The following is a 25,420-nucleotide window of genomic DNA, read 5'->3' on the forward strand; positions in this document are numbered from 1 at the left end:
TCGGCCGCGCCCGGCGAGGCTGCCTCAGCCGACCGCCGCCAGCCCGCTCCAGCTCCGCCCGATCGCCGTGCCGTCCGCCCACTGGGCCAGCAGCCGTCGGGCGTCCTCCTCGGGGGCCGCGAGGGACACCGTCTGCGCACCTGCCGGCAGGTTCCGTTCCTGCTGGTGGGTGCCCTCGCTGCAGCAGGCGCAGAGCACGCGGACGCCGCTCGCGGGTTCGGCGCCGTAGCCGTGCTCGCCGAACAGCTCCAGCAGGGCCCGCAGGTCGTCCGCCTCGCCGGCCGCCACGGTCACCTCCAGAGTGGGCAGCTCGGACGCCTCGAAGAGGAGCAGTTCGTCGAAGACGGGGAAGGTCACGCCGTCGAGGATCCGCTCCCCCTTCGGCTCGCCGTCGTGGACGACGATCTCGCCGTACCGCCGCCCTCCGGTCACGGGTACGTTGACCACCCGTCCGCGCGTCGGGCACAGCCGCTCGATCCACACGACCTCGCGCTCGCCGCCGGTGTCGAGCCGCACACAGGCGTTGCCGAAGCTGCCGACGATCTCGCCCTCGCCGTCGGGGAGTTCGATGCCGAAGCCCGCCCAGGCGTCGCGGGCCGTCGCCCAGTCGCGCTGGATGGTCGCCGCGATGCCCAGGTTCCAGAACGCGGGGTCGCCCTCGCCGCGCGGTGCCCGGGCGGCGGCCTCGCGTCCGAGCTCGTAGGCCTTCGCCCAGTTGCGCAGGAACTTGTGGGCGAGCGCGGCGTCGTACCACCAGTCGGCGCTCGGTTTCTCGTCCGGGAAATGGGCGAGCACCTGCTCGTAGAGACCGGCGGCGCGCAGCCACTCCTCGGCCTGCCAGGCCTCACGAGCCTGCTTGATCAGCTGTCCGGCCTCGGACTTGCGCACTTTTCCCCGCCCCTGCTCGCTCCTACGGCAACCGCAGGAGCGTAGCGGGCACACGAAGGACCTACGAGACGGGTTCCCTTCGCCGGCGTTACCCGGGTCAGGTAGTGGAGGTCGCCTTCCCGTCGTGGACCTTGCGATCCACGGCCTTCCGGCCTCTCAGCCCGGACCGTCGACGTCGGTCCCAGCGGACTGACTGCTTCACGCCAGAATCGGCTACTCCGGTTCGGACTCCCTCACTCGTCCCGTAGGCCAATTCCCAGAATAGAACATCCGACCGGGAATGAAACCCCTGAAAAGGTACTTTTTCGGGCGCTACTCCTCCGGCGGGAACACCGGTTCCCCGCTCCCCAACAGCGTGATCACGATCGCCTCCACCGGGCAGTTCTCCGCCGCCTCCAGGATGCGTTCGGTTGCGTCGGTCTCCGGCTCGACGGGGTGCGACTGCATGGCGGAGTCGAGGCGGAAGGCCCCGGTGGCCCGGTGGACGCACTGGGCCGAGCCGATGCAGATGGAGCGGTCGACCTCGACGTGCCAGCGGTCACCCGCCCCCAGGCTCGAATACGCTCGCGCGGGAGGTACCCCCATCCGCTCAGCCCTCCCAGCCGGCCGGAAGATGGATCATCTTGTGTTCGAGGTACTCGCCGTAGCCCTCGGGGCCGAACTCCCGCCCGAGCCCGGAGTTCTTGTAGCCGCCGAAGGGGCCGAGCATGTCGAGGCTGAAGGTGTTCACCGAGTACGTGCCGGTGCGGACCTGGCGTGCGACTTCGATGCCGTGCCCGACGTCCGCCGTCCACACGCTGCCGCTGAGCCCGTAGTCGGAGTCGTTCGCGATCTTCAGGGCCTCGGACTCGTCGCCGTACGGGAGCAGGCAGATGACCGGGCCGAAGATCTCCTCCCGCGCGATGCGCATCGAGTTGTCGACGTCGCCGAAGAGGGTCGGCTCGACGTACCAGCCGCGGTCCAGGCCCCGCGGGCGGCCGCCGCCGGTGAGGATCTTGGCGCCCTCCTCCTGGCCGATGCGGATGTAGTCGAGGTTGCGCTGCTGCTGGCGCTTGGCGACGAGCGGGCCGACCTGGGTCGCCGCATCCAGCGGGTCGCCGACGACCAGGGCGCTCGCCGCCGCCGCGAAGGCCTCGGCGAACTCCTCGTAGCGCGAGCGCGGCAGGAGGATGCGGGTCTGGGCCACGCACGCCTGGCCGTTGTTCATCCAGGCCGCCGGGACGACGCCCGCGACGGTGGTGGCCACGTCCGCGTCCGGCAGGACGACCGCCGCCGACTTGCCGCCCAACTCCAGCGTCACGCGGGTGAGATTGCGGGAGGCCACCTCCATCACACGCTTGCCCGCCGCCACCGAACCGGTGAAGGCGACCTTGTCGATCCCGGGGTGCCCGACCAGGTACTCGCTGACCTCGCGGTCGGCGGGGAGGATCGACAGCACGCCCTCGGGCAGCCCGGCCTCGCGGGTGATGTCGGCCAGGATGTAGGCGTCCAGCGGCGACTCGGGCGACGGCTTGAGCACCACCGTGCAGCCGGTGAGCAGCGCGGGCGCGAGCTTGGCGGCCGCGACGAACTGCGGGACGTTCCAGGGGACCACGGCCGCCACGACCCCGACCGGCTCGCGCCGCACGAGGATCTTCCCCAGCACGCCGTCGCGCTGCTCCTCGTATGTGAAGTTGCGGGCGACGGTGATCGCCGAGTCCCACACCATCATCGCGCCGAGCGCCTGCGCGAGGACGCTCCAGGAGTACGGGGATCCGTTCTCGGAGGAGATCACTCGGGCGATCTCCTCGTGCCGTACGGCGATCGCGTCCTTGATGCGGGTGACGACCTCGATCCGCTCGTCGAGAGACATCCGCGGCCAGGGCCCCTCGTCGAAGGCGCGGCGGGCGACGGCGACGGCCCGGTCGACGTCCGCCCGCGAGGCGTGCGGCACCCGCCCGATGACCTCCTCGGTGTGCGGCGAGATCACCTCGATGACGTCCTTGCCGAGGGGGTCGGTCAACTCCCCGCCGATGAACAGCTGTCCGTGTTCCACGAGCTCGGTCATGGCCGACTTGCCTCCCCGGAGCGCCTGTCTCTGACGGTTCATCAGATACGGCACTGATACCAGTTCCCCACGGAGGAGTCCACGGGCCGCACAGGAGTTGACCGCGTGGACAGGTGACTTGGGCTCCCATCGAAACGCGTTCTAGTTATAGTGGCCGGAGCCGGGCCGGTTCGCGGTGATTGGGGAGCCCATGACGCAGGTGTACGACCACGGCGGAGGCGTCCGGTCGATCAAGGTCCCCATCCCGGACAATCCCCTCGGCCATACGCTGGTCTACGTCGTCGACACCGACCGCGGCCCCGTACTGGTCGACACGGGGTGGGACGACCCCGCCTCCTGGGACGCGCTCGCCGAGGGGCTGGCGGCCTGCGGTGCGGCGGTGGGCGAGGTGCACGGCGTCGTCATCACCCATCACCACCCCGACCACCACGGCCTCTCCGGCAGGGTGCGTGAAGTGTCCGGCGCCTGGATCGCCATGCATGCCGCGGACACGGCGATCGTGCGGCGCACCCGCGACACCCGGCCGGGGCGCTGGTTCGCGTACATGACCGCCAAGCTGATCGCCGCCGGCGCGCCCGAGGAGCACGTGGCGCCGCTGCGCGACGCGGCCCCCCGCACCACAATGCCGGGCTTCTCCCCCGCCCTGCCCGACCGGGAGATCGTCCCCGGCGAGCTGCTCGACCTCCCGGGCCGCCGGCTGCGCGCGATCTGGACGCCGGGGCACACCCCCGGGCACGTCTGCCTGCACCTGGAGGAGCAGCATCCGGACCGTCTGCCCGGCCATGGGCGGCTGTTCTCCGGCGATCACCTGCTCCCCGAGATCACCCCGCACATCGGCCTGTACGAGGACCCCGACGACACCACGGTCACCGACCCCCTCGGCGACTACCTGGACTCCCTTGAACGCGTCGGCCGTCTCGGCCCCGCCGAGGTGCTCCCCGCCCACCAGCACGTGTTCGCCGACGCGCCCGCCCGCGTACGGGAGTTGCTGGACCATCACGAGGAGCGGCTCACCGGGCTGCAGTCGCTGCTCGTCGAGCCGCTCACCCCGTGGCAGGTCGCCGAGCGGATGGAGTGGAACCGGCCCTGGGCCCAGATCCCGTACGGGTCGCGGAACATCGCGGTCTCGGAGGCCGAGGCGCATCTGCGGCGGCTGGTGAAGCTGGGGCGGGCGGAGGCGGTGGCGGGGAGCGACCCGGTGACGTACGTGGCGGTGTAAAGCGGTCGCGCCCGGTGATCGGCCGCTGGTACGAACGGTCCCATGGACCCGTTGCAGCAACTCCTCGCCGAACGCGCCTGCGAGCGTCTGATCCTCGACTTCGTCCACCGTCTGGACCTCGGCGAACCGGCCTCCGTGGCCGAGCTGTTCACGGAGGACGGCTGGTGGGAGTGGCCGCCTCCGGGGGACGGCCGGCGGTCCGAGGGCCGGGAGGCGCTGCGGAAGTACTTCGGCGCGCGACCCGCCGACAAGCTCTCGCGGCGGGTCATGTCCAACATCCGCACCAAGGTGACCTCGGCGGACACGGCCGAGGCCACGTCGTACTTCACGACGTACCGGATCGAGGGCTGGACGGGCGGCATGGTCCCGGCAGGACCGCCCGTCCAAGTGGGCCACTACGAGGACACCTTCCGCCGCGTCGACGGCCGCTGGCTGCTCGCCTCCCGCACCCTGCACCTCCCCTTCGGCGGCCCGACCCCGCACGTCGGCCGCGGCCCCCTCGAACCCGTCCGCACCGACCGCGCGCCCTACGTCCCCTTCGCCGACGGCAGTGCGCCGCCGCTGTCCCAGGGAGTCCGCAGCGGTCCGCTGCTGTTCACCTCCGGCCAGGGGCCGCTGGATCCGGCGACCGGCGAGATGCCCGCGGACTTCGGCGCGCAGGCGCGGCAGGTGCTCGCCAACGTCGAGGCCGTCGTCGCGGCGGCGGGCGGCGACCGGCGGTCGATCACACGCTGCACCTGTTATCTGGCCGACCGCACCCACTTCGCCGAGTTCAACCGCGTCTACCGGGAGTTCTTCACGGACTGCTCGCCCCTGCCCGCGCGTACGACGGTGGTGGCGTGGCCGGTCCGGGAGGGAGTGCTGGTCGAGGTGGACGCGGTGGCCGTCGTCGGCTGAGCACGCCCCCTACGCGATCCTTCGTATCAACTCCTCTGCTGCCCCTAGGAGTTCGACCTCCTCCCGGCTCATCGTCGGGTTGTCCGCGCGCCGCCGTCGGGCCTCCGTCAGGCCGTCGTCGGTGAGCCGGGAGGGGTCGGCGAGGAGGGCCGCCGGCATGGCGCGGGCGGCGTCGGCGAGCGGTTCGCCCCCGACGGCGACCTGCGCGAGGATCACGGCGGAGATGCCCCAGTCCAAGCCCGGGTGGCCCTCCTCCGTGTTGCTCCAGTCGATCACGTACGGGCCCTCGGGCGTCAACATCACATTGTCCGGGTGCAGGTCGAGGTGGAGCACGCGGCAGTCGGCGGAACGGCGGCCGGGGAGGGCGTGCAGTCGGCGCAGGAGCGTCGCGCCGGCCTCCTCGGCCCCGAGCGAACCTTCCAGGCACGCCTCGAACATGGTCGGCCCGGACAGCCGCTGCATCACCAGCTCGGTGGGCGTGGAGTCGGACAGCCGCACCCGGGGCACGGGGTATCCGTGCGCGCGGACGTGCTCCATCACGGTCCCCTCCGCGAGAGCATCACCCCACCCCCCGCGGTTGCGCCGCAGCACCCACTGCGCGTCGAGCTCGAACACGTCGTTGACCCGGCCCGTGCCGAGCAGTCTCCCCGTCGTCATGGGCCGAACATAGCGCCGCGCGCCTCACAGGCGGCTCTCAGCGTGTTCCTACGGGCCGGTACAGTGGCCGGGTCGTCATCACACCGTACGGGGGGAAGCCGGTGCAATTCCGGCGCTGACCCGCAACCGTGAAGCCGCCCGCGTGGGTGGCCAGCCGGATTGCCCCGCGCGGCTGTGACCGGCTCACGTGCGTCGGCACCCGTCGGCGCGCGGCACCGTCGAGGCATACGGAGCCGAGCCGCCGGGGTCGTCCCGTGCTGCCCGCTCCCGCAGGGAGAGGCACCCGCCGATCATGAACGTCGTCCGCCGCAGCGCCGCGGTACTGGCCGCCACCACCGTCGTGCTAGGCGCAGCCGTCCCCGCCTTCGCCGCGTCCCCCTCGCCGTCCCTGCCCGACGGGCTGTACGGCACCTCCGACCCGAAGTACGACGGTGTCTGGCGCCAGTCGCTGGCGCTGCTCGCGCAGAACACCGTGGGGGTGAAGCCGGCGGCGAAGGCCGTGGACTGGCTGGCGGGACAGCAGTGTCCGAACGGGGCGTTCGCGCCGTTCCGCGCGGACCCGGCGAAGGCCTGTGACGCGAAGCTCATGGTCGACACCAACAGTACGGGCGCCGCCGTGCAGGCGCTCGCCGCGCTAGGCGGACACGAGAGCGCCACCGGCAAGGCGGTCTCCTGGCTGAGGTCCGTGCAGAACAAGGACGGCGGCTGGGGCTACGCCCCGGGCGGAGCCAGTGACGCGAACTCGACGTCCGTCGTCATCGGCGCGCTGACCGCCGTGGGCGAGAAGCCGGACCAGGTCGTGAAGGACGGCAAGTCCCCCTACGACGCGCTGCTGAAGCTCGCCCTCCCCTGCGACGGGGACGGCTCGGGCGCCTTCGCCTTCCAGCCGGACAAGAAGGGCAAGCTGTCCGCCAACGCGGACGCGAGCGCGGCCGCGGTCGTGGGCGCCCTCGGCAAGGGGCTGACCGGGGACTCCCCGAAACCCACCGGTGCCACTTTGACGTGCAAGAAGGCCACCGACCGCGAGCAGGCCGCGCAGAACGGTGCCGCGTACCTCGTCAAGGCCCTGGCCAAGGACAGGCACCTGACGTCGGCGCTGCCCGGCGCCAAGCCCCAGCCCGACTACGGAAACACGGCCGATGCCGTCCTCGCCCTCGCCACCGCGGGCCACGGCGACAAGGCTGCCGACGCCATGCGCTGGCTGGAGACCAACTCCGCGGCGTGGGCCCGGCAGGCCGGACCGGCCGCGTACGCGCAGTTGATCCTCGCGGCGCACGCGGAGACCTTCGACGTCCACGACTTCGGCGGTCAGGACCTGGTCAAGCTCCTCAACGCGACGGGTCCGGCGCCCGCCAGGCACCGGCACAAGGCAGCACACAGGGACGACTCCGGCGTCAGCGTCTGGTGGATGATCGGCGTCGGACTCGTCGGCGGCATCGGCGTCGGCTTCCTGGTCAGCGGCCGCAAGAAGAAGGCACAGCCGTGATACGCCGCTTGGTCCCGCTCCTCGCCGCCCTGTTCCTGACCCTGACCGGCAGCGGCCAGGCGCAGGCCGCCGGTTACCGCTACTGGTCCTTCTGGGACTACGACGCCGGTCACTGGACGTACGCCACCCAGGGCCCCGCCACCGCCCGCCCCTCCGACGGCGCCGTCCAGGGCTTCCGTTTCTCGGTGAGCGAGGACTCCGGCGATGCGGCGAAGCCACGTGGTGCGGTGTCGTTCCCGGTGATCTGTGCGCGGACGCCCGCGCAGGAGGGCAAGAAGCGCGTGGCGCTCGTCCTCGACTTCGGCACGGCGGCGGACGCACCGTCCGGGGAGACACCGCCGGCCCGTCGCACGGTCTGTGCGCGGGTGTCTGCCGACGGCACGACGGCGGATGCGCTGGCTGCGGTGGCGAAGCCGCTGCGGTACGACACGAACGCGCTGTTGTGCGCCATCGCCGGGTATCCGGAGAAGGGGTGCGGGGAGCAGGTCTCCGGCGGGAAGAAGCCGGCCGCTGCCGCGCGGGAGGGGGACAAGACGGGCGGCCCGTCGGTCGGACTGTTCGTGGGGGCGGGTGCGGTCGCACTGCTGGCCGCAGCAGCCGTGTGGCAGGCACGGCGACGCAGGCATGCGTAGCCGCACTGCCAAGCCCGCGCACCCTGCGGGCAGTCGTGCCGCTGGGGCAGCTCCCGCCCCAAGGAGAGGCGGCGCTCCGCAAGCGTGGGTAAGCACCGCTCACCGCCCTCACGGCCCCGCACCACTCCACCCCGGCGCCTGGTGGCTCTGGTCCCTGGGCCTGGGCACCGCAGCCACCCGCACCACCAACCCCCTCCTCCTCTCCCTCCTCATCGCGGCGTCCGCGTACGTCGTGGCCACCTGCCGCCCCCGAACCCCCGGTTCCCACTCCTACTCCGCCTTCCTCGAACTCGCCCTCGCCGTCCTCCTCATCCGTCTCGTCTTCGCGGTGGCGCTCGGCTCCCCCGTCCCCGGCACCCACGTGATCGCCACCCTCCCCGAACTCCCGCTCCCCCACTGGGCGCAGGGCATCCGCCTGGGTGGCAGGGTCACCGCCGAGTCGCTCCTCTTCGCCTTCTACGACGGCCTGAAGCTGGCCGCGCTCCTCATCTGCGTGGGCGCCGCGAACGCCCTCGCCAACCCGTCCCGCCTCCTCAAGTCCCTGCCGGGTGCTCTGTACGAGACCGGCGTGGCGGTGGTGGTCGCCCTCACCTTCGCCCCGAACCTCATCGCCGACGTCCGGCGGCTGCGTGCCGCCCGCCGTCTGCGCGGCCGCCCGGACCGCGGCATCCGCGGGCTGCTGCAGGTCGGACTCCCCGTCCTGGAGGGCGCCTTGGAGCGTTCGGTCGCCCTCGCCGCCGCGATGGACGCCCGCGGCTACGGCCGCACCGCCGAGGTCCCGCCCGCCGTCCGCCGTACCACCGCCGCCCTCACCCTGGGCGGCCTGCTCGGCGTCTGCGCGGGGACGTACGGGCTGCTCACCGCCGAAGGCGGCACGTACGGCCTGCCCCTGCTGCTCGCCGGGGTCGCCGCGGCCCTCGCCGGTCTGCGGCTGGGCGGCCGGCGCAGCCTGCGTACGCGTTACCGCCCGGACCGGTGGGACGCCCGCGCCTGGCTGGTCGCGGCCTCCGGTGCCGCGGTCGCCGCGCTGCTCACCCTCGCCGCCGGCACCGACCCGGCGGCCCTGCACCCCGGTGTCGTCCCGCTGGCCGCACCCACACTCCCCCTGTGGCCGGCGGCGGCCGTACTCCTCGCCCTGCTGCCCGCCTTCATCGCCCCGAAGGAGCCGTCGTGATCCGCTTCGAGGATGTCTCCGTGACGTACGAGGGGGCCGCCGAAGCCACCGTCCGGGGCGTGGACTTCGAGGTCCCGGAAGGCGAACTGGTGCTCCTGGTCGGCCCGTCGGGGGTGGGAAAGTCAACCGTCCTCGGCGCGGTCAGCGGTCTCGTCCCGCACTTCACGGGCGGCACCCTGCGGGGGCGCGTCACGGTGGCCGGCCGCGACACCCGTACGCACAAGCCGCGCGAACTCGCGGACGTGGTGGGCACGGTGGGCCAGGACCCGCTCTCCCACTTCGTGACGGACACCGTCGAGGACGAACTCGCCTACGGAATGGAGTCGTTGGGCCTCGCGCCCGAGGTGATGCGCCGCCGCGTCGAGGAGACCCTCGATCTCCTCGGCCTCGCCGACCTCCGCGACCGCCCCATCGCCACCCTCTCCGGCGGCCAGCAGCAACGCGTCGCCATCGGCTCGGTCCTCACCCCGCACCCCCGGGTCCTGGTCCTCGACGAACCGACGTCGGCCCTCGACCCAGCGGCGGCGGAAGAGGTCCTGGCGGTCCTGCAACGCCTGGTCCACGACCTGGGCACCACAGTCCTCATGGCGGAACACCGCCTGGAACGGGTGATCCAGTACGCAGACCAGGTCGCCCTCCTGCCGGCCCCGGGAGCCCCCCTGCAACTCGGCTCCCCGGCCGACATGATGGCCGTATCCCCGGTCTACCCGCCGGTGGTGGCTCTCGGCCGCCTGGCAACTTGGTCCCCCCTCCCCCTGACGGTGAGGGACGCACGCCGCCGGGCGGGGTCACTGCGCGACCAACTCGCGCCATCTGCGGCCAGTCGTGCCGCCAGGGCGGCTCCCGACCCGAAGAGGGGCGGCACCCCGCAAGCGCGGCCGAGCGACCCCGCCCCCACCCGCCGATGGCTCCCCTTCCTCCGCAACCACAAGCCCACCCCCACCACACCCCCGGCCACAGCCCAACCCACCGCGGAAATCCAGGCCCTGTCCGTCCGCCGAGCCCACATCCAAGCCCTCCGCCAGGTCGACCTGACCATCACCCCGGGCGAAATCCTTGCCCTGATGGGCCGCAACGGCGCCGGCAAATCCACCCTCCTCAACACCCTCGTAGGCCTGGCGGAACCCACCACGGGTTCAGTAAGCGTCGGCGGCCTGACCCCCCACCGCACACCACCCCCCACCCTCATCCGCCACGTAGGCCTGGTCCCCCAAGAACCCCGCGACCTCCTCTACGCCGACACGGTCGCAGCCGAGTGCACCGCAGCCGACCACGACGCCGACGCCACCCCCGGCACCTGCCGCACCCTCCTCTCGACCCTCCTCCCCGAGATCACCGACGTCACCGAAGACACCCACCCCCGCGACCTCTCCGAGGGCCAACGCCTCACCCTCGCCCTGGCAGTCGTCCTCACCGCCCGCCCACCCCTGCTCCTCCTCGACGAGCCCACCCGCGGCCTGGACTACGCGGCGAAGGCCCGCCTGGTCACCCTGCTCCGCAACCTGGCGGCCGAAGGACACGCGATCGTCCTGGCCACGCACGACGTCGAACTGGCCGCCGAACTCGCCCACCGAGTGGTCCTGCTCGCCGACGGCGAGGTGATCGCCGACGGGCCGACGGCCGAGGTCGTCGTCTCGTCCCCGTCCTTCGCCCCGCAGGTCACCAAGATCCTCGCCCCGCAGCGGTGGCTCACGGTCGCGCAGGTACGGGAGGCCCTCGGATGACACCGCAGGCCCGCCCCATCCGCCTGGGCCCCCGTTCCCTCACGGCCCTCGCCCTGGTCAGCGCCGTGGGCGTGGCCGCCTTCGGTTGGCCCTTCCTCGCCCCGCCCGGCTCACAGCTCGGCGCCCACGCCCAGGACGCCCCCTGGCTCTTCGCGGGTCTGCTGGTGCTGCTGGTAGCCGTGGTGGCCGCGACCATCGCGGAGTCCGGGCTCGGTCCCAAGGCGGTCGCCATGCTCGGGGTGCTCGCGGCGACCGGCGCGGCCCTGCGCCCGCTCGGCGCGGGGACCGCGGGCATCGAGCCGATGTTCTTCCTGATGGTGCTGAGCGGACGCGTCCTCGGCCCGGGCTTCGGCTTCACCCTCGGCTCGCTCACCATGTTCGCGTCCGCGCTGCTCACGGGCGGTGTGGGGCCGTGGATGCCGTTCCAGATGCTGGCGATGGGCTGGTTCACGATGGGGGCCGGGCTGCTGCCGGGGCCCGACCGCCTGCGCGGCCGCGGCGAGCTCGCCCTCCTCGCCGGCTACGGCTTCCTCGCCGCCTTCGCCTACGGCACGGTCATGAACCTGGCCGGCTGGCCCTTCATGGGCGCGCTCGCCTCGGGCATCGCCTTCGACTCGCAGGCCGCCGTCCCCGCCAACCTGGCTCGTTTCCTCGCGTACTGCGCGGCCACCTCGCTGGGCTGGGACCTGGGCCGGGCGGTCGTCACCGTCGTACTGACGCTCACGCTCGGCCCGGCCGTGCTCAGGGCACTACGCAGAGCCACCCGCCGTGCGGCGTTCGAGACGGCGGTCACTTTCGACCCCCGCTGACCGGTGAACCACCCCACATGACCCACATCACCCACTAGCCGCCCTAGTAGTGCAAATCGGAAGCCATGTCCACGCCATAACTGCCTCTGACCTGCGCTTTGAGAGCCAGATCACACGAGCCCCACCTCACCCACATACGATTACAACTAGCAAATACGGTCATTGCGGACCCCTTCCGAGCCTGCTTCTCTGGACGACGTCGCACGGCGCCGATGTGCCCTCAGGGCCACGGCGCCGACGCATGCCCCCGGGTCTCCCGGACCCGGGACTGCGTGCGACCCCCTGTCCCCGAAGAAAAAGGTTCCTCGTGTTCGTCTCCCGCATCGCCCGCCGTATCGCGTCCCCGAAGAAGGCCCTCGCCTCCGCCGCCGTGGCCGCCGCCACCGCCGGCATGGTGCTGACCGCGGCTCCCGCTCACGCCGCGACCGCCGACTCGGCCGCCAGCGCCCAGGCGATCGCGCACAAGATGATCCCGAGCGCGGCGCAGTACAACGCCTTCAGCAAGATCGTCGAGCGCGAGAGCGGCTGGAACGTCACCGCCACCAACTCCTCCTCCGGCGCCTACGGCCTGGTCCAGGCCCTCCCGGGCTCGAAGATGGCCAGCGCCGGCTCGGACTGGAAGACCAACCCCAGGACCCAGATCAAGTGGGGCCTGGACTACATGAACTCCCGCTACGGCAGCCCGGCCGCCGCCTGGGCCTTCTGGCAGGCCCACAACTGGTACTGAGCCGCCGCACCCGGCTCAGCCCCGAGCCCGTACGCCGTCGAAGAACCGCACCACCTGCGGGGCCGACACGTCGAAGGAGCCGACGTGGTCCACGGCTCCCTGATCGACCACCCGCACCCTCGTTCCCTGACCGGCGAGGGTGCGGGCGCATGAGCGGGCGTTGCCGATGGGCACGTCGGTGTCGCCCGCACCGGCGTACAGCCGCACCGGTACGTCCGGTTTCCAGTCGCAGGTGTGATCGGCGGCGCGCATCGCCTCCAGCAGCCCGCCGGACGGGTGCCGCAGCCGCTCCTGGGAGGCGGGCGTCAGCAGGTCCTTCACTGTGGGGGCGAGCGCCTTGATGACGTCGTCCTCCTCGTGGTTTCCGTCGTAGAGGCCCTCGACACGGCTCGCGTACGGGGCGCGGAAGACCTCCGCCGGGTCCTTGTAGATCGGGTGAAGACGGTTCTGCGCGACCAGCCAGTACGAGATGTAGAGCACCCCGCTGGTGTCGTTGACCCGGCCGTCGAACAGTGCGGGCATCTCCTGGCCCTCCAGGTCGTACGGGCCGCCGATCGGCGCGAGTGCCTTCAACCGGAAGCGGCCGTCGACGCCGTGCTCCAGCGCGTTGCCCAGCGCCATCGCGACCTGGCCGCCCTGTGAGAAGCCGGTCGCGTAGACGTCCCCGGTGAGCGGTCGGCCCAGCCGCTGCGCCGCCGTACGGGCGGCGCGCAGCATGTCGACGGAGGCGGTGACGCCGGAGCGGGTGTCCATGTAGGGGTGCAGGCCCGGACCCTCCCCCAGGCCCAGGTAGTCGGGGGCGGCCACTGCACGCCCTGCGCTCGCGTTCAGGTAGGACGGGATGCGGCCGTAGTCCTCGCTCGCGGAGGGCGCGTAGCTGCGCTTGACCATCGTGGGGTGGGTGTCGGACACCAGGTCGAGCCGGTGGGCGCCGCCCTTGGGGAGGGTCAGCAGGCCGGTCGCGGTCGTGGGCTTTCCGTACGGGTCGACGGTCCGGTAGGTCAGCCGGTACGCCCGTACGCCGTAGCGCACAGGGTCGGCGGCGACGCCCCTGTCGGTCACGAACTTCCTGACCTGCCCGGCGTCGCGGTCGGCGACCGGGGTGACGGAGACCAGGTCTCCGCGTCGCGTCCCGTGCTGCGTCTGCTCGGCGGCGGTGGCCACGGGCGCCGCGGCGAGCCCCGCGAGCAGCAGGGCCGCCGCCGCGGCGAGAGCCCTTCGGGTCCGCCAACTGGCCGGTGATTCATAGGATTTGCGCGTCTGATCGGTCATGGCGTCGACGCTACGGACGCGCATCTCATGTCGGCATCCGAGTGGCCCCCGCGTCCGTGGTGGACTTGAGTGCACCCTGCCCGTCCGGCTGCCCGGAGAGTTGATGAGCATGAGTGAGAGCGAGAGCGGACAGGATGGCCGCGGACTGCGCCTGGTGTTCGTGCTGTTGGCGCTGACCGTGGTCAGCGGGTTGATCGACGCGGTGAGTTATCTGGGGCTCGGGCACGTCTTCACTGCGAACATGACCGGCAATGTGGTCGTGCTGGGCTTCGCGGCGGCCGGGGCACCCGGCTTCTCCGTACCGCACACCGCGACCTCGCTGGTCTGCTTCCTGCTCGGCGCGGTGGTCGGAGGGCGGGTCACGCGGTGGCTGGGCGACGGTCCGAAGCGCACCTGGGCGCGGCTGACGCTCGCCGCCGAGGCGGTGCTGGTGGGCGGGGCCGCCGCGGCCGCCTTCGCCGCCCCGCACGCCGCCGCCACCCGCTATGCCGTGATCGGGCTCACGGCCGTCGCGATGGGGCTGCGCAACGCGACGGTCCGCAAGCTCGACGTCCCCGGCCTCACCACGACGACCGTGCTGACGATGACGCTGACGGGCCTGGCCGCCGACTCCCGGGCCGGCGGCGGCTCGGGCCGCCGCTCGCCGCGCCGTTCGGCGGCGGTCGTCGCGATGGCCGCCGGCGCCTGGCTCGGCGCCTGGCTGGTGCTCCACCACGGGTTGGGCATTCCGCTGCTGGTCGCGGCGGTGACGGCGGGTGTGCTCGCGGTGGTGGCGTCGGGGCGGGAGTGATCCCGACGCCCGGTGCCGCCTACTTGCTGAGGAAGGACAGCAGCGCGGCGTTGACCTCCTCCGCGTGGGTCCACAGCAGGCCGTGCGGTGCGCCCTCGATCTCCACGTACTCGGCGGAGGGCAGCAGGGCGCGGAAGGGCCGCCCGGTCGAGTCGATCGGCAGGATGCGGTCGCCGGTGCCGTGCAGGATCAGCGTCGGCACGTCGACCTTCGCCACGTCCGCCCGGAAGTCGGTGATCCAGGTCGGCACACAGGCCACCGAGGCGTGCGCCGACGACCCGGCCGCCACGTTCCAGCTGTTGCGCACGGCCTCCTCGCTGATACGGCTGCCGAGCGTCTCGTCCAGGTTGTAGAAGTCCTGGTAGAACGCGGTGAAGTAGGCGTACCGGTCCTTGCTGACGGCCTCCAGGATGCCGTCGAAGACCTGCTGGTCGACGCCGGCCGGGTTGTCGTCGGTCTTGAGCAGGAAGGGCTCCAGCGACGCCAGGAAGGCGGCCTTGGCCACCCGTCCGGAACCGTAGGTGCCCAGGTAGCGGCCCACCTCGCCGGTGCCCATCGAGAAGCCGACCAGGACGGCGTCCGTCAGGTCCAGCGTGGTCAGCACCTTGTCCAGGTCGGCGGCGAAGGTGTCGTAGTCGTAGCCCTTGGTCGGCTGCGAGGAGCGGCCGAAGCCGCGGCGGTCGTAGGTGATGACCCGGTGACCGGCCTCCAGCAGGGCGGGCACCTGCCGCTCCCAGGAGTGGCCGTCGAGCGGGTAGCCGTGGATGAGCACGACCGGCTGCCCGGTGCCGTGGTCTTCGTAGTAGAGCTCGATGGGTGCGCTGTTCTCTTCGCCGACGGTGATGTACGGCATGCCGGTTCCCCTTCCATGGGCGGGACGTTGCCAACGGCCACCAGCTCACCACCGGTGATGCGTGGTCACCAGGCAGAACCACAGGCGGAAGTACGGTCGATCGGCCAAACGGCGTCCGACATTCCGGCTCCATGGCGGATGGATGCTTGTTCTAATTGCCGTGATGACCAGAAATGATCCGGATGTTTCTCACAGCGGTACGGCTTTCGGCGTCACGCTGCGCTCCCTGCGCCGGGCCGCCCGGCTGACCCTGGAAGGGCTGTCCGAGGCGTCCGGGGTGAGCGTCCGCGCGCTCGGCGACCTGGAGCGCGGCCGCAGCCGCGGACCGCAGCGCCGTACCGTGGACGCGCTCGCCGCCGCCCTCGAACTGGACGGCGGACAGCGCGAGCGCCTACAGCGGCTGGCCGACGCCGGCCGCGGACGCGGCGGCCCCACCACACCGCCCTATCTCCTGCGCACCGTCGCCGACTTCACCGGCCGCGAACGGGAACTGGCCGATCTGGAGGCGCTCGCCACCACCGCCGGCACCCGGGCCGTGGTGCTGTTCGGGCCGGGCGGGCAGGGCAAGACGACGCTCGCCGCGGAGGCCGTGCGGCGGCTGGCCGGGCACTTCCCGGACGGCTGCGTCTGTGTGCGGCTGCACGGCATGAGCGAGGCACCGCTGCCCGCCGCCGAGGCACTGGTGCTGGTGCTGACGGCGCTCGGTCACCCGCCCGACCGGATCCCGGTGGACCCGGCCGCCCGGGAGGCCGTCTACCGGGCCGCCCTGGCCTCCCGCCGAGCGCTGATCGTCCTCGACGACGCGGCCGACGAGGAACGGACCAGACCGCTGCTGCCGGACGCCGAGGGCAGCTTCGTGCTGGTCACCAGCAGACGGCCGCTGGCCGGACTGGAAGGCGTACGACGCATCAGGCTCGGCGGACTCAGCGGCCGGGAGTCGGCGACGCTGCTGGAGCGCATCCTCGGCGCCCCGCGCACCGGCGGCCAGTCCGAGGCGATCGCCCGGCTGACCGAACTGTGCGGGCATCTGCCGCTGGCCCTGCGGATCGTCGGCAACCGCCTCTCCAGCCGCCCGGGCTGGACCCCGTCCCGGTTGGCCGACCAACTCGGTGACGATAAGCGGCGGTTGAGCGGCCTGGTCGCGGGCGACCTCGCTGTGCGCAGCGCCGTCGCCCTCTCCTACGGCCAGCTAACCGGCCCCCACCGGATGCTGTTGCGCCGGCTCGCGCTGCTGCCCGGGCCCGACACCGGCCCCGGCCTCGCGGCCGTCCTGACCGGCGAGGACGCGTGGACGGCCGAGGACTCCCTCGACGTCCTGGTCGACCGCGGCCTGCTGGAGGAGCCGGCACCGGGCCGGTACGGCCTGCACGACCTGGTGCGCCTCTTCGCCCGTGAGCAACTCGACGAGGAGGAGACACAGTCGGTGGGCCTCCGCATGGCGGACTGGCTGCTGCGCTCGGCATCCGCGGCGGGCCGCTGGTTCGAGGCGCCGGGTGCGCCTCAGCCGTGGACCGGCGAGTTCCCGGCCTTCGCGCCCACGTCGGCCGACGAGGCGGAGGCGTGGCTGACGGCCGAACGGCCCCACTGGGTCGGCGCGTTGCCCCTCATGTTCGAGGCGGGCCGGCACCGGGAGATCCTCCACACCTCACGCACCCTGTACTGGTTCTCCGACCGCTGGGACCAGTGGCCCGAGTGGCAGAGCCTGTTCTCGTACGGCGCCCGGAGCGCTGCGGCGCTCGGGGACCGGGCGGCCGAGGCCCACCAGTTCAACTGTCTCGCCTGGGCGCACTCGTTCAGCTACCAGTACGAGAAGGCCGAACAACTCGCCGCACGTGCACTGGCGTTGGCGACCGAGGCCGGCGACGTCGGGCAGCAGGCCTGGGCGTGGGCCTACCTCACCGGGGCCCGCATGAGCCTGAAACGCCCCGCGGAGGCGGAGCAGGCGGCCGAGAACGCCATACGGCTCTTCGAGGCCACCGGCGACGCCACCGGAAAGGCGGTCGCCCAGCGCGCCCGCGGCAGCGCACTGCGCGAGGCCGGCCGCCCGGAGGAGGCCCTGGCCATCCACCGCGCCCTGCTCGGCGCCCGGGCCGGTGACGTGCCCGACCTCGACAACTACATGCGGGCCATCCTCCAGCACGAGACGGCCCTGGACCTGCTCGCCCTGCGCCGCTGGCCCGAAGCTGCCGAGGCCTACCGGGCCGTCACCGTCCCCGCCACCCACAAGGGCATCGACCACCTCCAGGCCCGCGTCCTCTCCGGCCTGGCCACCGCCCTGGAACACTGCGGCGACCTGGCAGAGGCCCACGCCCACTACACCCGGGCCCACGCCCTGTACACCGCGCTCGGCGACACAGCCTCCGCTGCACAGACGGCGGCCGCGATCGAGCGGACCCGCCCGGCCGACGCCGCCCGTCACCCCAGGTCGACCGCCACCGGATGATCCGGGACTCGCCCCGGACGTCCTCGGCGGTTCAGACCCGCCCGGCGTGCCGAACGGAACGCCGGAAGAAGACGTCCAGCCCGTGCGCGAGGCCCTCCCCCTCCAGGCGTGCGGCGACGGCGGACATGTACACCCCCTGACCGGTGCCGATGGCCGCCGACGAGTCGAAGACCGAGATCCCCACCTCGGGCCGCACGGTGATGTTGCGGGAGTGCAGGGCGTCCGGTGAGGAGATCCAGAAGAACTCTCGGTGGGCCTCGTGGGCGAAGTACACCGGCGAACTCCACGGCCGCCCGTCCGCGTCGGCGGTGGCGAGCACCAGGTACCGGTTCGCGTCGATGATGCCGCGTGCGGTCTCGGCGGGGTTCACCGGCGGATCCTCCGATAGGAGAGGGGAAAGTCCTGCTGCCAGCCGTCGGAGTCGTTCCGCCACATCTCCCAGACACCGCGGATGGTGTTTCCGTCCTCGCCGACCTGCGCGGCGTACCGCTGCCGGAAGTTCAGGGGCGAGAAGTCCGGGGTGTTCCGCAGCAGCTGCCAGATCCCGTCGACGAAGGTCATTGCGTACAGGCGGACGACGCCCCGCGAGTCGTAGTAGTGCTGCGTGTAGCCGCCCGTCTCCGGGTCGACGGCGATGATCGCCATGCTGTCCGGGGCGGGGTTCGGCGCCTGGGTCCGTTGGATCAGGAACTGTCCGTCCAGGGCCCACTCGAACACACTGTGCCCCGCAGGCACCTCGAGCCCGGGGAACTCGGCCTCCACCACCCACTCCCCGACCAGGACGTCCAACCGTTTCAAGGCTTCCTGCCGTGCCGCTGCATCCATCGCCAGCACCTCCCTCTCGTCCGGGCAGACGGCAGCGGCGGACGAAACTCATCGCTCAGCGGGTCTGCCGCAACCGTGCCGTGCACAGCCCGGTCTCCTCCGGCCGCCGCAGCCGGTTGCCCACGGTCCCGCCGGACGCCTCCCGCGGCGGTCCGATCTCGAAGCCGAGGCTCCGCAGGAAGCCCAGGCCCGGCTCCCACCCCGACGGACAGGTGGCGGTCACGTGCCGCATCCCGCGCCCGGCCGCCTCCTCCAGCAACCGGCGAGCGACGTGCGTGCCGATGCCCGCGCGCCGCGCCTCGGGGGCGACGAGGAACGTCCCCACCGAGCAGCCGACGACATCGGGGTGCCGGTCCACGACGTCGACCAGCCCGAGGACGCTCTCGCCCCGGCACATCACCAGCAGCCGCTTCTGGTCGGGGTCCGCGCCCTCGGGCAGCGCGTAGTACAGGCTCTGCACATCCGCCGGGAGCGCCGGATCGCCGGTCGCGGCGACGAAGTAGTCCTCGCAGGCCGCGAACAGAGCGGCCACCCCCGGCTCGTCCTCCGGCGTCATCTCACGCACCGTCACGGGGCCGCCGATTTCGGTCTCCACCATGGTTCACCGCCTCACCTCGCACAGTCGAACCACACCGTCCTACCACCGCCGGCCGTGGGACGCCGCCGCAAGAACCCCGCCGGGCCGGTGGCGCGGCGCTACGCCTGAGGTCCGACACCCCCCGCCTTCGCCGCCTGGTGGGCTCTCCACTCCTTGCGGAAGAAGGAGGCGCGCAGCACCGCGATCGCCAGGAACAGCAGCCCGAAGCCGCCCCGCCCCCAGCCCCCTACCTGCACGAAGTAGTAGAGGGCCAGTCCGGCGAAGGACAGACAGACGGCGATGATGATGGGTTCGCGGAGGTAGAAGGGCAGGACGCGGAGGATTACGTTGATCAGCATTGGGTAAGTTGACCAGTCCGCGTCAATCCGCGCTACCGACTTACACCTACAGGCGCTGAATGATCGTGCCCGTGGCCAGCCCGCCTCCCGCACACATCGTGATGAGCGCGAACTCCTTGTCCGTCCGCTCCAGTTCATGAAGTGCCGTGGTGATGAGCCGCGCCCCGGTGGCCCCCACCGGATGCCCGAGCGCGATCGCACCGCCGTTGACGTTGACCTTCTCCAGGTCCTGCTCGAAGACCTGCGCCCAGCTCAACACCACCGACGCGAACGCCTCGTTGATCTCGACGACGTCGATGTCCTTCAGGGACATGCCCGCCTTGCCCAGCACCGCGCGCGTCGCGTCGATCGGTCCGTCGAGGTGGAAGTGCGGGTCGGCGCCGACCAGCGCCTGGGCCACGATCCGCGCCCGCGGCTTCAGCTTCAGCGCGCGGGCCATCCGCTTGGACGCCCACATGATCGCCGCCGCTCCGTCGCTGATCTGCGAGGAGTTGCCCGCCGTATGGATGGCCGTCGGCATGACCGGCTTCAGGCCCGCGAGCCCCTCCATGGTCGTGTCGCGCAGTCCCTCGTCCCGGTCGACGAGCCGCCACATGCCCTGTCCGGCGCGCTGCTCCTGCTCGGTGGTGGGCACCTGGACGGCGAACGTCTCCCGCTTGAAGCGCTCCTCGGCCCAGGCCGCGGCGGCCCGCTCCTGCGAGATCAGGCCCAGCGAGTCGACGTTCTCGCGCGTCAGGCCCCGATGGCGCGCGATCCGCTCCGCCGCCTCGAACTGGTTCGGCAGGTCCACGTTCCACTCGTCGGGGAACGGCTTTCCCGGGCCGTGCTTCGAACCCGAGCCCAGCGGCACCCGCGACATCGCCTCGACCCCGCAGGAGATACCGACGTCGATCACGCCCGCGGCGACCATGTTGGCCACCATGTGCGAGGCCTGCTGCGAGGAGCCGCACTGGCAGTCGACCGTCGTCGCCGCCGTCTCGTACGGCAGCCCCATGGTCAGCCAGGCCGTGCGCGCGGGGTTCATGGACTGCTCGCCGGCGTGCGTCACCGTACCGCCGACGATCTGTTCGACCGCGTCGGCGGGCATGCCGGTGCGGCCGAGGAGTTCACGGTAGGTCTCGCCCAAAAGGTAGGCGGGGTGGAGGTTGGCGAGCGCGCCGCCGCGCTTGCCGATGGGAGTGCGTACGGCTTCTACGATCACGGGTTCCGCGGCCATGGTGGGGGATCCTCTCCTCCGGTACCCGCGCGGCGCGGGGGCGTCCCGGCCGGCCCCGCCACGCTGAACTAGTACGTGTTCTAGTTCTGGCAGCAGTCTGCTGACAGCCCGTCCACAACCGCAAGAGTCGTGCATGCAATACGGCCCCAATTCAGCTTGTCGCACCTCTTGCCTCTTGTAGAACCCGTTACTACCTTCACGGCAACCCTGAGAACTGATGGTCCGTCAGAATCCGAGCCGGAGTCGCCCATGTCCTGTCCAGCTCTCCCCGACGGGTTCGACTTCACCGACCCCGACCTGCTGCACCACCGTGTGCCCCTGCCGGAGTTCGCCGAGCTGCGGCGGGCCGAACCGGTCCGCTGGATCCCGCAGTCGGGCAACATCGCCGGCTTCCAGGACGAGGGATACTGGGCCGTCACCCGGCACGCGGACGTCAAGTACGTCTCCACCCACCCGGAGCTGTTCTCCTCGTACCTCAACACGGCGATCATCCGCTTCAACGAGCACATCGAGCGCGACGCCATCGACGCCCAGCGGCTGATCCTGCTCAACATGGACCCGCCGGAGCACACCCGGGTCCGCCAGATCGTGCAGCGCGTCTTCACCCCGCGTGCCATACGGGCGCTGGAGGACCGGCTGCGCGAGCGCGCCCACACCATCGCGCACACCGCCCGCGCGCAGAGGGGCCCCTTCGACTTCGTCACCGAGGTCGCCTGCGAACTGCCCCTGCAGGCGATCGCCGAGCTCATCGGCATCCCACAGGACGACCGGGCCAAGATCTTCGACTGGTCCAACAAGATGATCTCGTACGACGACCCGGAGTACGCCATCACCGAGGAGGTCGGCGCCCAGTCGGCCACCGAGCTGATCGCCTACGCCATGAACATGGCCGCCGACCGCAAGCAGTGCCCGGCGAAGGACATCGTGACCACGCTGGTGGCGGCCGAGGACGAGGGCAATCTCAACTCCGACGAGTTCGGCTTCTTCGTGTTGATGCTGGCCGTCGCGGGCAACGAGACGACCCGTAACGCCATCACCCATGGGATGCATGCGTTCCTGACCCATCCCGAGCAGTGGGAGCTGTACAAGCGGGAGCGCCCTCAGACCGCCGCCGAGGAGATCGTGCGCTGGGCGACCCCGGTCAACTCCTTCCAGCGGACGGCCACCCAGGACACCGAACTGGGCGGCAAGCTGATCAAGAAGGGGGACCGGGTCGGGATCTTCTACGCCTCCGCCAACCACGATCCGGAGGTCTTCACCGACCCCGACGCGTTCGACATCCTGCGCGACCCCAACCCGCATCTCGGGTTCGGGGGCGGAGGCCCGCACTACTGCCTGGGCAAGTCCCTGGCCGTCCTGGAGATCGACCTGATCTTCAACGCGATCGCCGACGCCCTGCCGGGCCTCACCCTGGCCGGCGACCCGTCCCGGCTGCGCTCGGCGTGGATCAACGGCGTCAAGCACCTTCAGGTCGAGGTCCGTTGACCGTGTCCGGCTGACGATGGTCTCGGGCCGGCGGCCTCCCGGCGCCGCCGGCCCGTCCATGCCGGGGTGGTCGCCCGCGGGCCCGACAGCAGGTACTGCAGCCCGAAAGCCGCCCCGACCACGGTGGCGCCGCCGACCACGTCCAGGAACCAGTGGTTGCCGGTCGCGATGATCGAGGACAGCGTGAACAGCGGATGCAGCATCCCCACGGGCTTCATCCACCACGGCGCCAGGACCGCGATCACGACGCCGCACCACAGCGCCCATGCGAAGTGCAGGGACGGCATGGCCGCGTACTGGTTGGTGAACTCCGTCAGCGTGCCGTAGTCCGGTTTGGAGAAGTCCTGGACGCCGTGCACCGTGTCGATGAAGCCGAGCCCCGGCATCAGGCGCGGCGGCGCCAGCGGATACAGCCAGAAGCCCATCAGCCCGAAGCCGGTCGCCAGGCCCAGCGCCGAGCGCGCCCAGCGGTAGTCCACGGGGCGCCGCACATAGAGCACGGCGAGGATGGTCAGCGGTACGCCGAAGTGGAACGACAGGTAGTAGTAGTCGAGGAAGCCGCGCAGCCAGCCGACCTTGACCACGGCGTGGTTGACCCAGTGCTCGAAGTCGACGGACAGCCACTGCTCGATCCGGTGGATCTGGTGGCCGTGGTGTTCCGCGGTGGCCCGGTCGGCGGTCACCCCGAGCCGGATCTGCTGGTAGGCGGCGTAGGTGACGCGCATCAGGAGGACTTCGAGGAGCAGGTTCGGGCGGGTGAGGACCCGCCGCAGGAACGGGACGACGGGTACGTGCCGGAAGCGGGCCGGGACCGGGACGGCGTGCTCCGTCGGGATCGGGGAGCGGTAGTACGGCGAGGTGCGGGACAGGAACGGCACGGCGGTGGCCGCGGCGAGGGCGGCGACCAGCACCATGTTGTCCCGCAGCGGGTACAGCCGCTCCATGTGCGGCAGCAGCATCGTCGCCGGCAGTGTCATCACCAGGATGACGGCGACCGGCCACACATACCGGTCGGAGGCCCGCCTGCCCACCCGTCCGACCACCGCGAGCAGCACCCACAGCAGCTGGTGCTGCCAGGCCGTCGGCGACACCGCGATCGCCGCGCAGCCGGTGACGGCGACCGCGAGGAGCAGCTGTCCGTCGCGCGCGTAGCGCACGGCGCGGCGCACCCCGAGCACGGCGACCGCCGTGCCCAGGGCGAGGAACAGGACGAGCTCCACAGGGCCGGAGAGTCCGAGCCGGAGCAGCGCGCCGTGCAGGGACTGGTTGGCGAGGTCGTCGGCCCTGTCGCCGAGACCGGCGCCCGCGATGTGGTGCACCCAGTAGGCGGACGAGTCGTGCGGCATCGCGGCCCACGCGAGCACCGTGCAGGCGGCGAACGTGATCCCGGTGGCGGTCGCGGCGCGGCGGCGCCCGGTGAGCCACAGCAGCGGGGCGAAGAGCAGCACGGTGGGCTGGAAGGCGGCCGCGAGCCCGATCAGCAGACCGCTGCTGCGTTCACCGCGGACGACGAAGCAGCCGACCAGTACCAGCAGCACCGGGACGATGCTGGTCTGTCCGAGCCACAGCGTGTTGCGGACCGGCAGTGAGAGCATCAGCAGGCTGATCGCGAGCGGCGCGGCGAACAGGGAGGTCCGCCGGCTCACCGGCTGCGGCAGCGCCCGGGCCGCGACCAGGCCCAGCGCGACCACCAGCAGCAGGGTGCCGAAGGTCCAGCCCCAGCCGAGAGCCTGTTCGGCCGCCCGGGTGAGGGACAGGACACCGTGGGGGCCGACCCACGTCTCCAGATCCGTCAGCCGTTCACCACTGGGGGTGGTGAGGACGACGGCCACCTGGCGTACGGCGAGCACGGCCGCGACGAGCCACAGGCCGAGGCGGACCGCATGCAGGCGTCTGGGAGCTCCCTCGACGGCTGTCGCTCCGAAGGTCTCCGCGGGTCGCCCCCTGTGCTCCACGTTCGCCACGCCTGGTCGGCCTCCCGCCCCTTCGCTCCTTTTCGCACCCTGCGCGCGCCCGATTTGTCGGAATGACCATAGTGCGCCCGATGTGGGATCGCCTCCGGAACCGCCGTGGCCCCCGTAGCGTGTGAACCTCTGTCCACGGCAGCACGGAGGCTTTCGGGGAATGGCCTGTTTCCTGCGGAAATGCACGCGCGCGCGGTTACTGGCGATCGTGGTGACCCTGTTTGCGACACAGCTGGGGTCATTGATCGCACCGGCGTACGCGTGCGGCTGCGGCGCGATGATCCCCGACGGGCAGCGGCGGGTGAGCGTGAGCCGTGAGGAGTCCGTCGTGCGCTGGGACGGGAGCCGGGAGCAGATCGTGATGGGCCTGACGGTGGGCGGGGACGCCGACCGGGCCGCCTGGATCATGCCGGTCCCGCACCGGGCGACGGTCGGGCTCGGCGATCCGGCACTGTTCAGCCAGCTCGCCGCCACCACCGCCCCCGTGCACCGCGACCGCTACCACTTCTGGCCGCAGGGCGGCGACTGGCCGCTGGTCACCGGCGACGGCGGCAGCGCGGCCGGGCCGCCCGGGGCCGGTGCCGCCGCGCCCGGCGTGGGCGTGGTCGGCCGTCAGAAGCTCGGCCCCTTCGACGTGGCCCGCCTGACCGCCACCGACCCGGCCGCCCTGAACACCTGGCTCGACACCAACGGCTTCGCCATGCCGCCCCGGCTGCAGGACGCCCTCCAGCCGTATGTCAGCCGCCGCTGGGAGTACGTCGCCGTCCGCCTCTCCCCCGACACCGCGAACACCCCGCTGAACGGCAGGCTCGACCCGCTGCACCTCACCTTCGCGTCCGGGCAGCCCGTCTACCCGATGCGCCTGTCCCGCCTCGCCCGCACCCCGCAGTCCCTGGGCCTGTACGTCCTCGCCGCGCACCGCATGGAGACCCGCTCCGCGATCGGCGGCGAGCGGCCCCGCGTCAGCTACGCCGGACGCGTCACCGCGAAGTCGGGCCCGCTGGCCAGGCTGGCCGCGGGCACCCCCTTCCTGACCGCGATCGGCCAGGAGTTCCCGTACCCGCCGTCGATCTCCGGCGATCACGTACTGCGCCGGGCATCCGCGGACACCCCGTTCCAGCAGGTGATCTACGAGGACCGGCTGCGTACGGTGGCCGGGATCCCGGCGTGGCTGCTGACGGTCGTCGGCTCCTTGGCCCTCGCCGTCACGGCCGTGACGGTGTTCGCCGTACGGCGTTCCCGGCGCCCGGTGCCGCCTCCGTCGCCGGTGCACGCGCCTCCACCGATCAGCTGAACCCGGCCGTCATGATCTCCCTGACGGGGCACCGGCCCGCGGCTATATTCATTAGGGCAGCTAGTTAGAAGCGCTAAGCAGT

At 71.9% G+C, this 25,420-nt stretch carries 24 protein-coding genes and 1 pseudogene; 13 read left to right on the top strand and 12 right to left on the bottom strand.

The window, feature by feature from the left end; all coding sequences use genetic code 11:
- Positions 1-24: 24 nt before the first annotated feature.
- The 3 genes from ABD355_RS41845 to ABD355_RS41855 all read right to left on the bottom strand — a co-directional run bounded on the left by ABD355_RS41845 (position 25) and on the right by ABD355_RS41855 (position 2,935).
- Positions 25-888 (bottom strand): tetratricopeptide repeat protein, encoded by an 864-nt coding sequence (locus tag ABD355_RS41845; RefSeq protein ID WP_344406501.1) that lies wholly within the window; start codon positions 886-888, stop codon positions 25-27.
- Positions 889-1,200: 312 nt separating this feature from the next.
- Entirely contained in the window at positions 1,201-1,473 is a 273-nt protein-coding gene (locus ABD355_RS41850) for a ferredoxin (protein ID WP_344406502.1), read from the bottom strand.
- A 4-nt stretch (positions 1,474-1,477) separates the two neighbouring features.
- The gene (locus ABD355_RS41855) at positions 1,478-2,935 is read right to left on the bottom strand and encodes an aldehyde dehydrogenase (RefSeq protein WP_344406503.1); all 1,458 of its coding nucleotides are present in this window, start codon (positions 2,933-2,935) and stop codon (positions 1,478-1,480) included.
- Positions 2,936-3,125: 190 nt separating this feature from the next.
- On the opposite strand from ABD355_RS41855, the gene ABD355_RS41860 reads away from it, so the two are divergent.
- The 3 genes and pseudogenes from ABD355_RS41860 to ABD355_RS41870 all read left to right on the top strand — a co-directional run bounded on the left by ABD355_RS41860 (position 3,126) and on the right by ABD355_RS41870 (position 5,051).
- A complete protein-coding gene (locus ABD355_RS41860; RefSeq protein WP_344406504.1) occupies positions 3,126-4,154 on the top strand; it encodes a Strvi_7410 family MBL fold metallo-hydrolase in 1,029 nt (342 codons plus the stop codon).
- A gap of 42 nt (positions 4,155-4,196) precedes the next feature.
- Positions 4,197-4,643 (top strand): annotated as a pseudogene (locus tag ABD355_RS41865) (nuclear transport factor 2 family protein); the annotation flags it as partial.
- A gap of 72 nt (positions 4,644-4,715) precedes the next feature.
- On the top strand, positions 4,716-5,051 hold the full coding sequence (locus ABD355_RS41870) for a RidA family protein (RefSeq protein ID WP_344406719.1): 336 nt from the start codon (positions 4,716-4,718) through the stop codon (positions 5,049-5,051).
- Positions 5,052-5,060: 9 nt separating this feature from the next.
- Here ABD355_RS41870 and ABD355_RS41875 read toward each other — a convergent pair whose 3' ends face one another.
- The gene (locus tag ABD355_RS41875) at positions 5,061-5,708 is read right to left on the bottom strand and encodes a phosphotransferase (protein WP_344406505.1); all 648 of its coding nucleotides are present in this window, start codon (positions 5,706-5,708) and stop codon (positions 5,061-5,063) included.
- Between the two features lie 292 nt (positions 5,709-6,000).
- On the opposite strand from ABD355_RS41875, the gene ABD355_RS41880 reads away from it, so the two are divergent.
- From ABD355_RS41880 to ABD355_RS41905, 6 genes are all read left to right on the top strand, one after another.
- Complete coding sequence (locus tag ABD355_RS41880; protein ID WP_344406506.1) at positions 6,001-7,194, top strand: SCO2321 family membrane protein; 1,194 nt, start codon at positions 6,001-6,003, stop codon at positions 7,192-7,194.
- Complete coding sequence (locus ABD355_RS41885) at positions 7,191-7,826, top strand: SCO2322 family protein (protein WP_344406508.1); 636 nt, start codon at positions 7,191-7,193, stop codon at positions 7,824-7,826. Before ABD355_RS41880 ends, ABD355_RS41885 begins: the two co-directional genes overlap by 4 nt.
- Positions 7,819-9,000 carry a CbiQ family ECF transporter T component gene (locus ABD355_RS41890; protein ID WP_425585856.1) on the top strand — a complete coding sequence of 394 codons (1,182 nt, stop codon included), beginning with the start codon at positions 7,819-7,821 and terminating at the stop codon, positions 8,998-9,000. The genes ABD355_RS41885 and ABD355_RS41890 overlap by 8 nt, the downstream gene beginning before the upstream one ends.
- The gene (locus ABD355_RS41895; RefSeq protein WP_344406509.1) at positions 8,997-10,724 is read left to right on the top strand and encodes an ABC transporter ATP-binding protein; all 1,728 of its coding nucleotides are present in this window, start codon (positions 8,997-8,999) and stop codon (positions 10,722-10,724) included. The genes ABD355_RS41890 and ABD355_RS41895 overlap by 4 nt, the downstream gene beginning before the upstream one ends.
- A complete protein-coding gene (locus ABD355_RS41900; RefSeq protein ID WP_344406510.1) occupies positions 10,721-11,533 on the top strand; it encodes an ECF transporter S component in 813 nt (270 codons plus the stop codon). Before ABD355_RS41895 ends, ABD355_RS41900 begins: the two co-directional genes overlap by 4 nt.
- 307 nt (positions 11,534-11,840) lie before the next feature.
- Positions 11,841-12,260 carry an aggregation-promoting factor C-terminal-like domain-containing protein gene (locus ABD355_RS41905; RefSeq protein ID WP_344406512.1) on the top strand — a complete coding sequence of 140 codons (420 nt, stop codon included), beginning with the start codon at positions 11,841-11,843 and terminating at the stop codon, positions 12,258-12,260.
- 15 nt (positions 12,261-12,275) lie between these two features.
- On the opposite strand, the gene ABD355_RS41910 is transcribed toward ABD355_RS41905, so the two are convergent.
- Positions 12,276-13,532, bottom strand: coding sequence for an alpha/beta hydrolase family protein (locus tag ABD355_RS41910; protein WP_344406514.1), 1,257 nt, complete (start codon positions 13,530-13,532; stop codon positions 12,276-12,278).
- 109 nt (positions 13,533-13,641) lie between these two features.
- Between ABD355_RS41910 and ABD355_RS41915 the strand changes: the two genes are divergently transcribed.
- Positions 13,642-14,322, top strand: a complete 681-nt coding sequence (locus tag ABD355_RS41915) for a YoaK family protein (protein ID WP_344406515.1) — start codon at positions 13,642-13,644, stop codon at positions 14,320-14,322.
- Positions 14,323-14,341: 19 nt separating this feature from the next.
- Here the strand turns inward: ABD355_RS41915 and ABD355_RS41920 are convergent, their stop codons facing one another.
- Positions 14,342-15,175, bottom strand: a complete 834-nt coding sequence (locus ABD355_RS41920) for an alpha/beta fold hydrolase (RefSeq protein ID WP_344406516.1) — start codon at positions 15,173-15,175, stop codon at positions 14,342-14,344.
- Positions 15,176-15,338: 163 nt separating this feature from the next.
- Here ABD355_RS41920 and ABD355_RS41925 point away from each other — a divergent pair, with 163 nt between their 5' ends.
- Complete coding sequence (locus ABD355_RS41925; protein WP_344406517.1) at positions 15,339-17,618, top strand: ATP-binding protein; 2,280 nt, start codon at positions 15,339-15,341, stop codon at positions 17,616-17,618.
- Between the two features lie 31 nt (positions 17,619-17,649).
- Here ABD355_RS41925 and ABD355_RS41930 read toward each other — a convergent pair whose 3' ends face one another.
- The 5 genes from ABD355_RS41930 to ABD355_RS41950 all read right to left on the bottom strand — a co-directional run bounded on the left by ABD355_RS41930 (position 17,650) and on the right by ABD355_RS41950 (position 20,595).
- Positions 17,650-17,988 carry a pyridoxamine 5'-phosphate oxidase family protein gene (locus ABD355_RS41930; protein WP_344406518.1) on the bottom strand — a complete coding sequence of 113 codons (339 nt, stop codon included), beginning with the start codon at positions 17,986-17,988 and terminating at the stop codon, positions 17,650-17,652.
- Entirely contained in the window at positions 17,985-18,443 is a 459-nt protein-coding gene (locus ABD355_RS41935; RefSeq protein WP_344406519.1) for a hypothetical protein, read from the bottom strand. The genes ABD355_RS41930 and ABD355_RS41935 overlap by 4 nt, the downstream gene beginning before the upstream one ends.
- A 55-nt stretch (positions 18,444-18,498) precedes the next feature.
- On the bottom strand, positions 18,499-19,041 hold the full coding sequence (locus tag ABD355_RS41940) for a GNAT family N-acetyltransferase (protein ID WP_344406521.1): 543 nt from the start codon (positions 19,039-19,041) through the stop codon (positions 18,499-18,501).
- Between the two features lie 98 nt (positions 19,042-19,139).
- Complete coding sequence (locus tag ABD355_RS41945; RefSeq protein WP_344406522.1) at positions 19,140-19,379, bottom strand: hypothetical protein; 240 nt, start codon at positions 19,377-19,379, stop codon at positions 19,140-19,142.
- A gap of 46 nt (positions 19,380-19,425) precedes the next feature.
- The gene (locus tag ABD355_RS41950; RefSeq protein ID WP_344406523.1) at positions 19,426-20,595 is read right to left on the bottom strand and encodes a steroid 3-ketoacyl-CoA thiolase; all 1,170 of its coding nucleotides are present in this window, start codon (positions 20,593-20,595) and stop codon (positions 19,426-19,428) included.
- A 249-nt stretch (positions 20,596-20,844) separates the two neighbouring features.
- On the opposite strand from ABD355_RS41950, the gene ABD355_RS41955 reads away from it, so the two are divergent.
- Positions 20,845-22,080, top strand: coding sequence for a cytochrome P450 (locus ABD355_RS41955; protein ID WP_344406524.1), 1,236 nt, complete (start codon positions 20,845-20,847; stop codon positions 22,078-22,080).
- Here the strand turns inward: ABD355_RS41955 and ABD355_RS41960 are convergent.
- Positions 22,062-24,044 (bottom strand): bifunctional glycosyltransferase 87/phosphatase PAP2 family protein, encoded by a 1,983-nt coding sequence (locus tag ABD355_RS41960; RefSeq protein ID WP_344406525.1) that lies wholly within the window; start codon positions 24,042-24,044, stop codon positions 22,062-22,064. The genes ABD355_RS41955 and ABD355_RS41960 overlap by 19 nt on opposite strands.
- Positions 24,045-24,204: 160 nt before the next feature.
- Here ABD355_RS41960 and ABD355_RS41965 point away from each other — a divergent pair, with 160 nt between their 5' ends.
- Positions 24,205-25,338, top strand: a complete 1,134-nt coding sequence (locus ABD355_RS41965) for a DUF2330 domain-containing protein (RefSeq protein ID WP_344406527.1) — start codon at positions 24,205-24,207, stop codon at positions 25,336-25,338.
- The last annotated feature ends 82 nt before the right edge of the window (positions 25,339-25,420 follow it).

Source organism: Streptomyces longisporus (genome assembly GCF_039532765.1).
Taxonomy (GTDB): Bacteria; Actinomycetota; Actinomycetes; order Streptomycetales; family Streptomycetaceae; genus Streptomyces; species Streptomyces longisporus.

Coding starts and splice junctions, on each gene's coding strand:
- ABD355_RS41850 (WP_344406502.1), bottom strand. CDS start 1,473: ATGGGGGTACCTCCCGCGCGAGCGTATTCGAGCCTGGGGGCGGGTGAC.
- ABD355_RS41855 (WP_344406503.1), bottom strand. CDS start 2,935: ATGACCGAGCTCGTGGAACACGGACAGCTGTTCATCGGCGGGGAGTTG.
- ABD355_RS41860 (WP_344406504.1), top strand. CDS start 3,126: ATGACGCAGGTGTACGACCACGGCGGAGGCGTCCGGTCGATCAAGGTC.
- ABD355_RS41875 (WP_344406505.1), bottom strand. CDS start 5,708: ATGACGACGGGGAGACTGCTCGGCACGGGCCGGGTCAACGACGTGTTC.
- ABD355_RS41880 (WP_344406506.1), top strand. CDS start 6,001: ATGAACGTCGTCCGCCGCAGCGCCGCGGTACTGGCCGCCACCACCGTC.
- ABD355_RS41890 (WP_425585856.1), top strand. CDS start 7,819: ATGCGTAGCCGCACTGCCAAGCCCGCGCACCCTGCGGGCAGTCGTGCC.
- ABD355_RS41900 (WP_344406510.1), top strand. CDS start 10,721: ATGACACCGCAGGCCCGCCCCATCCGCCTGGGCCCCCGTTCCCTCACG.
- ABD355_RS41910 (WP_344406514.1), bottom strand. CDS start 13,532: ATGACCGATCAGACGCGCAAATCCTATGAATCACCGGCCAGTTGGCGG.
- ABD355_RS41915 (WP_344406515.1), top strand. CDS start 13,642: ATGAGTGAGAGCGAGAGCGGACAGGATGGCCGCGGACTGCGCCTGGTG.
- ABD355_RS41920 (WP_344406516.1), bottom strand. CDS start 15,175: ATGCCGTACATCACCGTCGGCGAAGAGAACAGCGCACCCATCGAGCTC.
- ABD355_RS41925 (WP_344406517.1), top strand. CDS start 15,339: ATGACCAGAAATGATCCGGATGTTTCTCACAGCGGTACGGCTTTCGGC.
- ABD355_RS41935 (WP_344406519.1), bottom strand. CDS start 18,443: ATGGATGCAGCGGCACGGCAGGAAGCCTTGAAACGGTTGGACGTCCTG.
- ABD355_RS41940 (WP_344406521.1), bottom strand. CDS start 19,041: ATGGTGGAGACCGAAATCGGCGGCCCCGTGACGGTGCGTGAGATGACG.
- ABD355_RS41945 (WP_344406522.1), bottom strand. CDS start 19,379: ATGCTGATCAACGTAATCCTCCGCGTCCTGCCCTTCTACCTCCGCGAA.
- ABD355_RS41950 (WP_344406523.1), bottom strand. CDS start 20,595: ATGGCCGCGGAACCCGTGATCGTAGAAGCCGTACGCACTCCCATCGGC.
- ABD355_RS41955 (WP_344406524.1), top strand. CDS start 20,845: ATGTCCTGTCCAGCTCTCCCCGACGGGTTCGACTTCACCGACCCCGAC.
- ABD355_RS41965 (WP_344406527.1), top strand. CDS start 24,205: ATGGCCTGTTTCCTGCGGAAATGCACGCGCGCGCGGTTACTGGCGATC.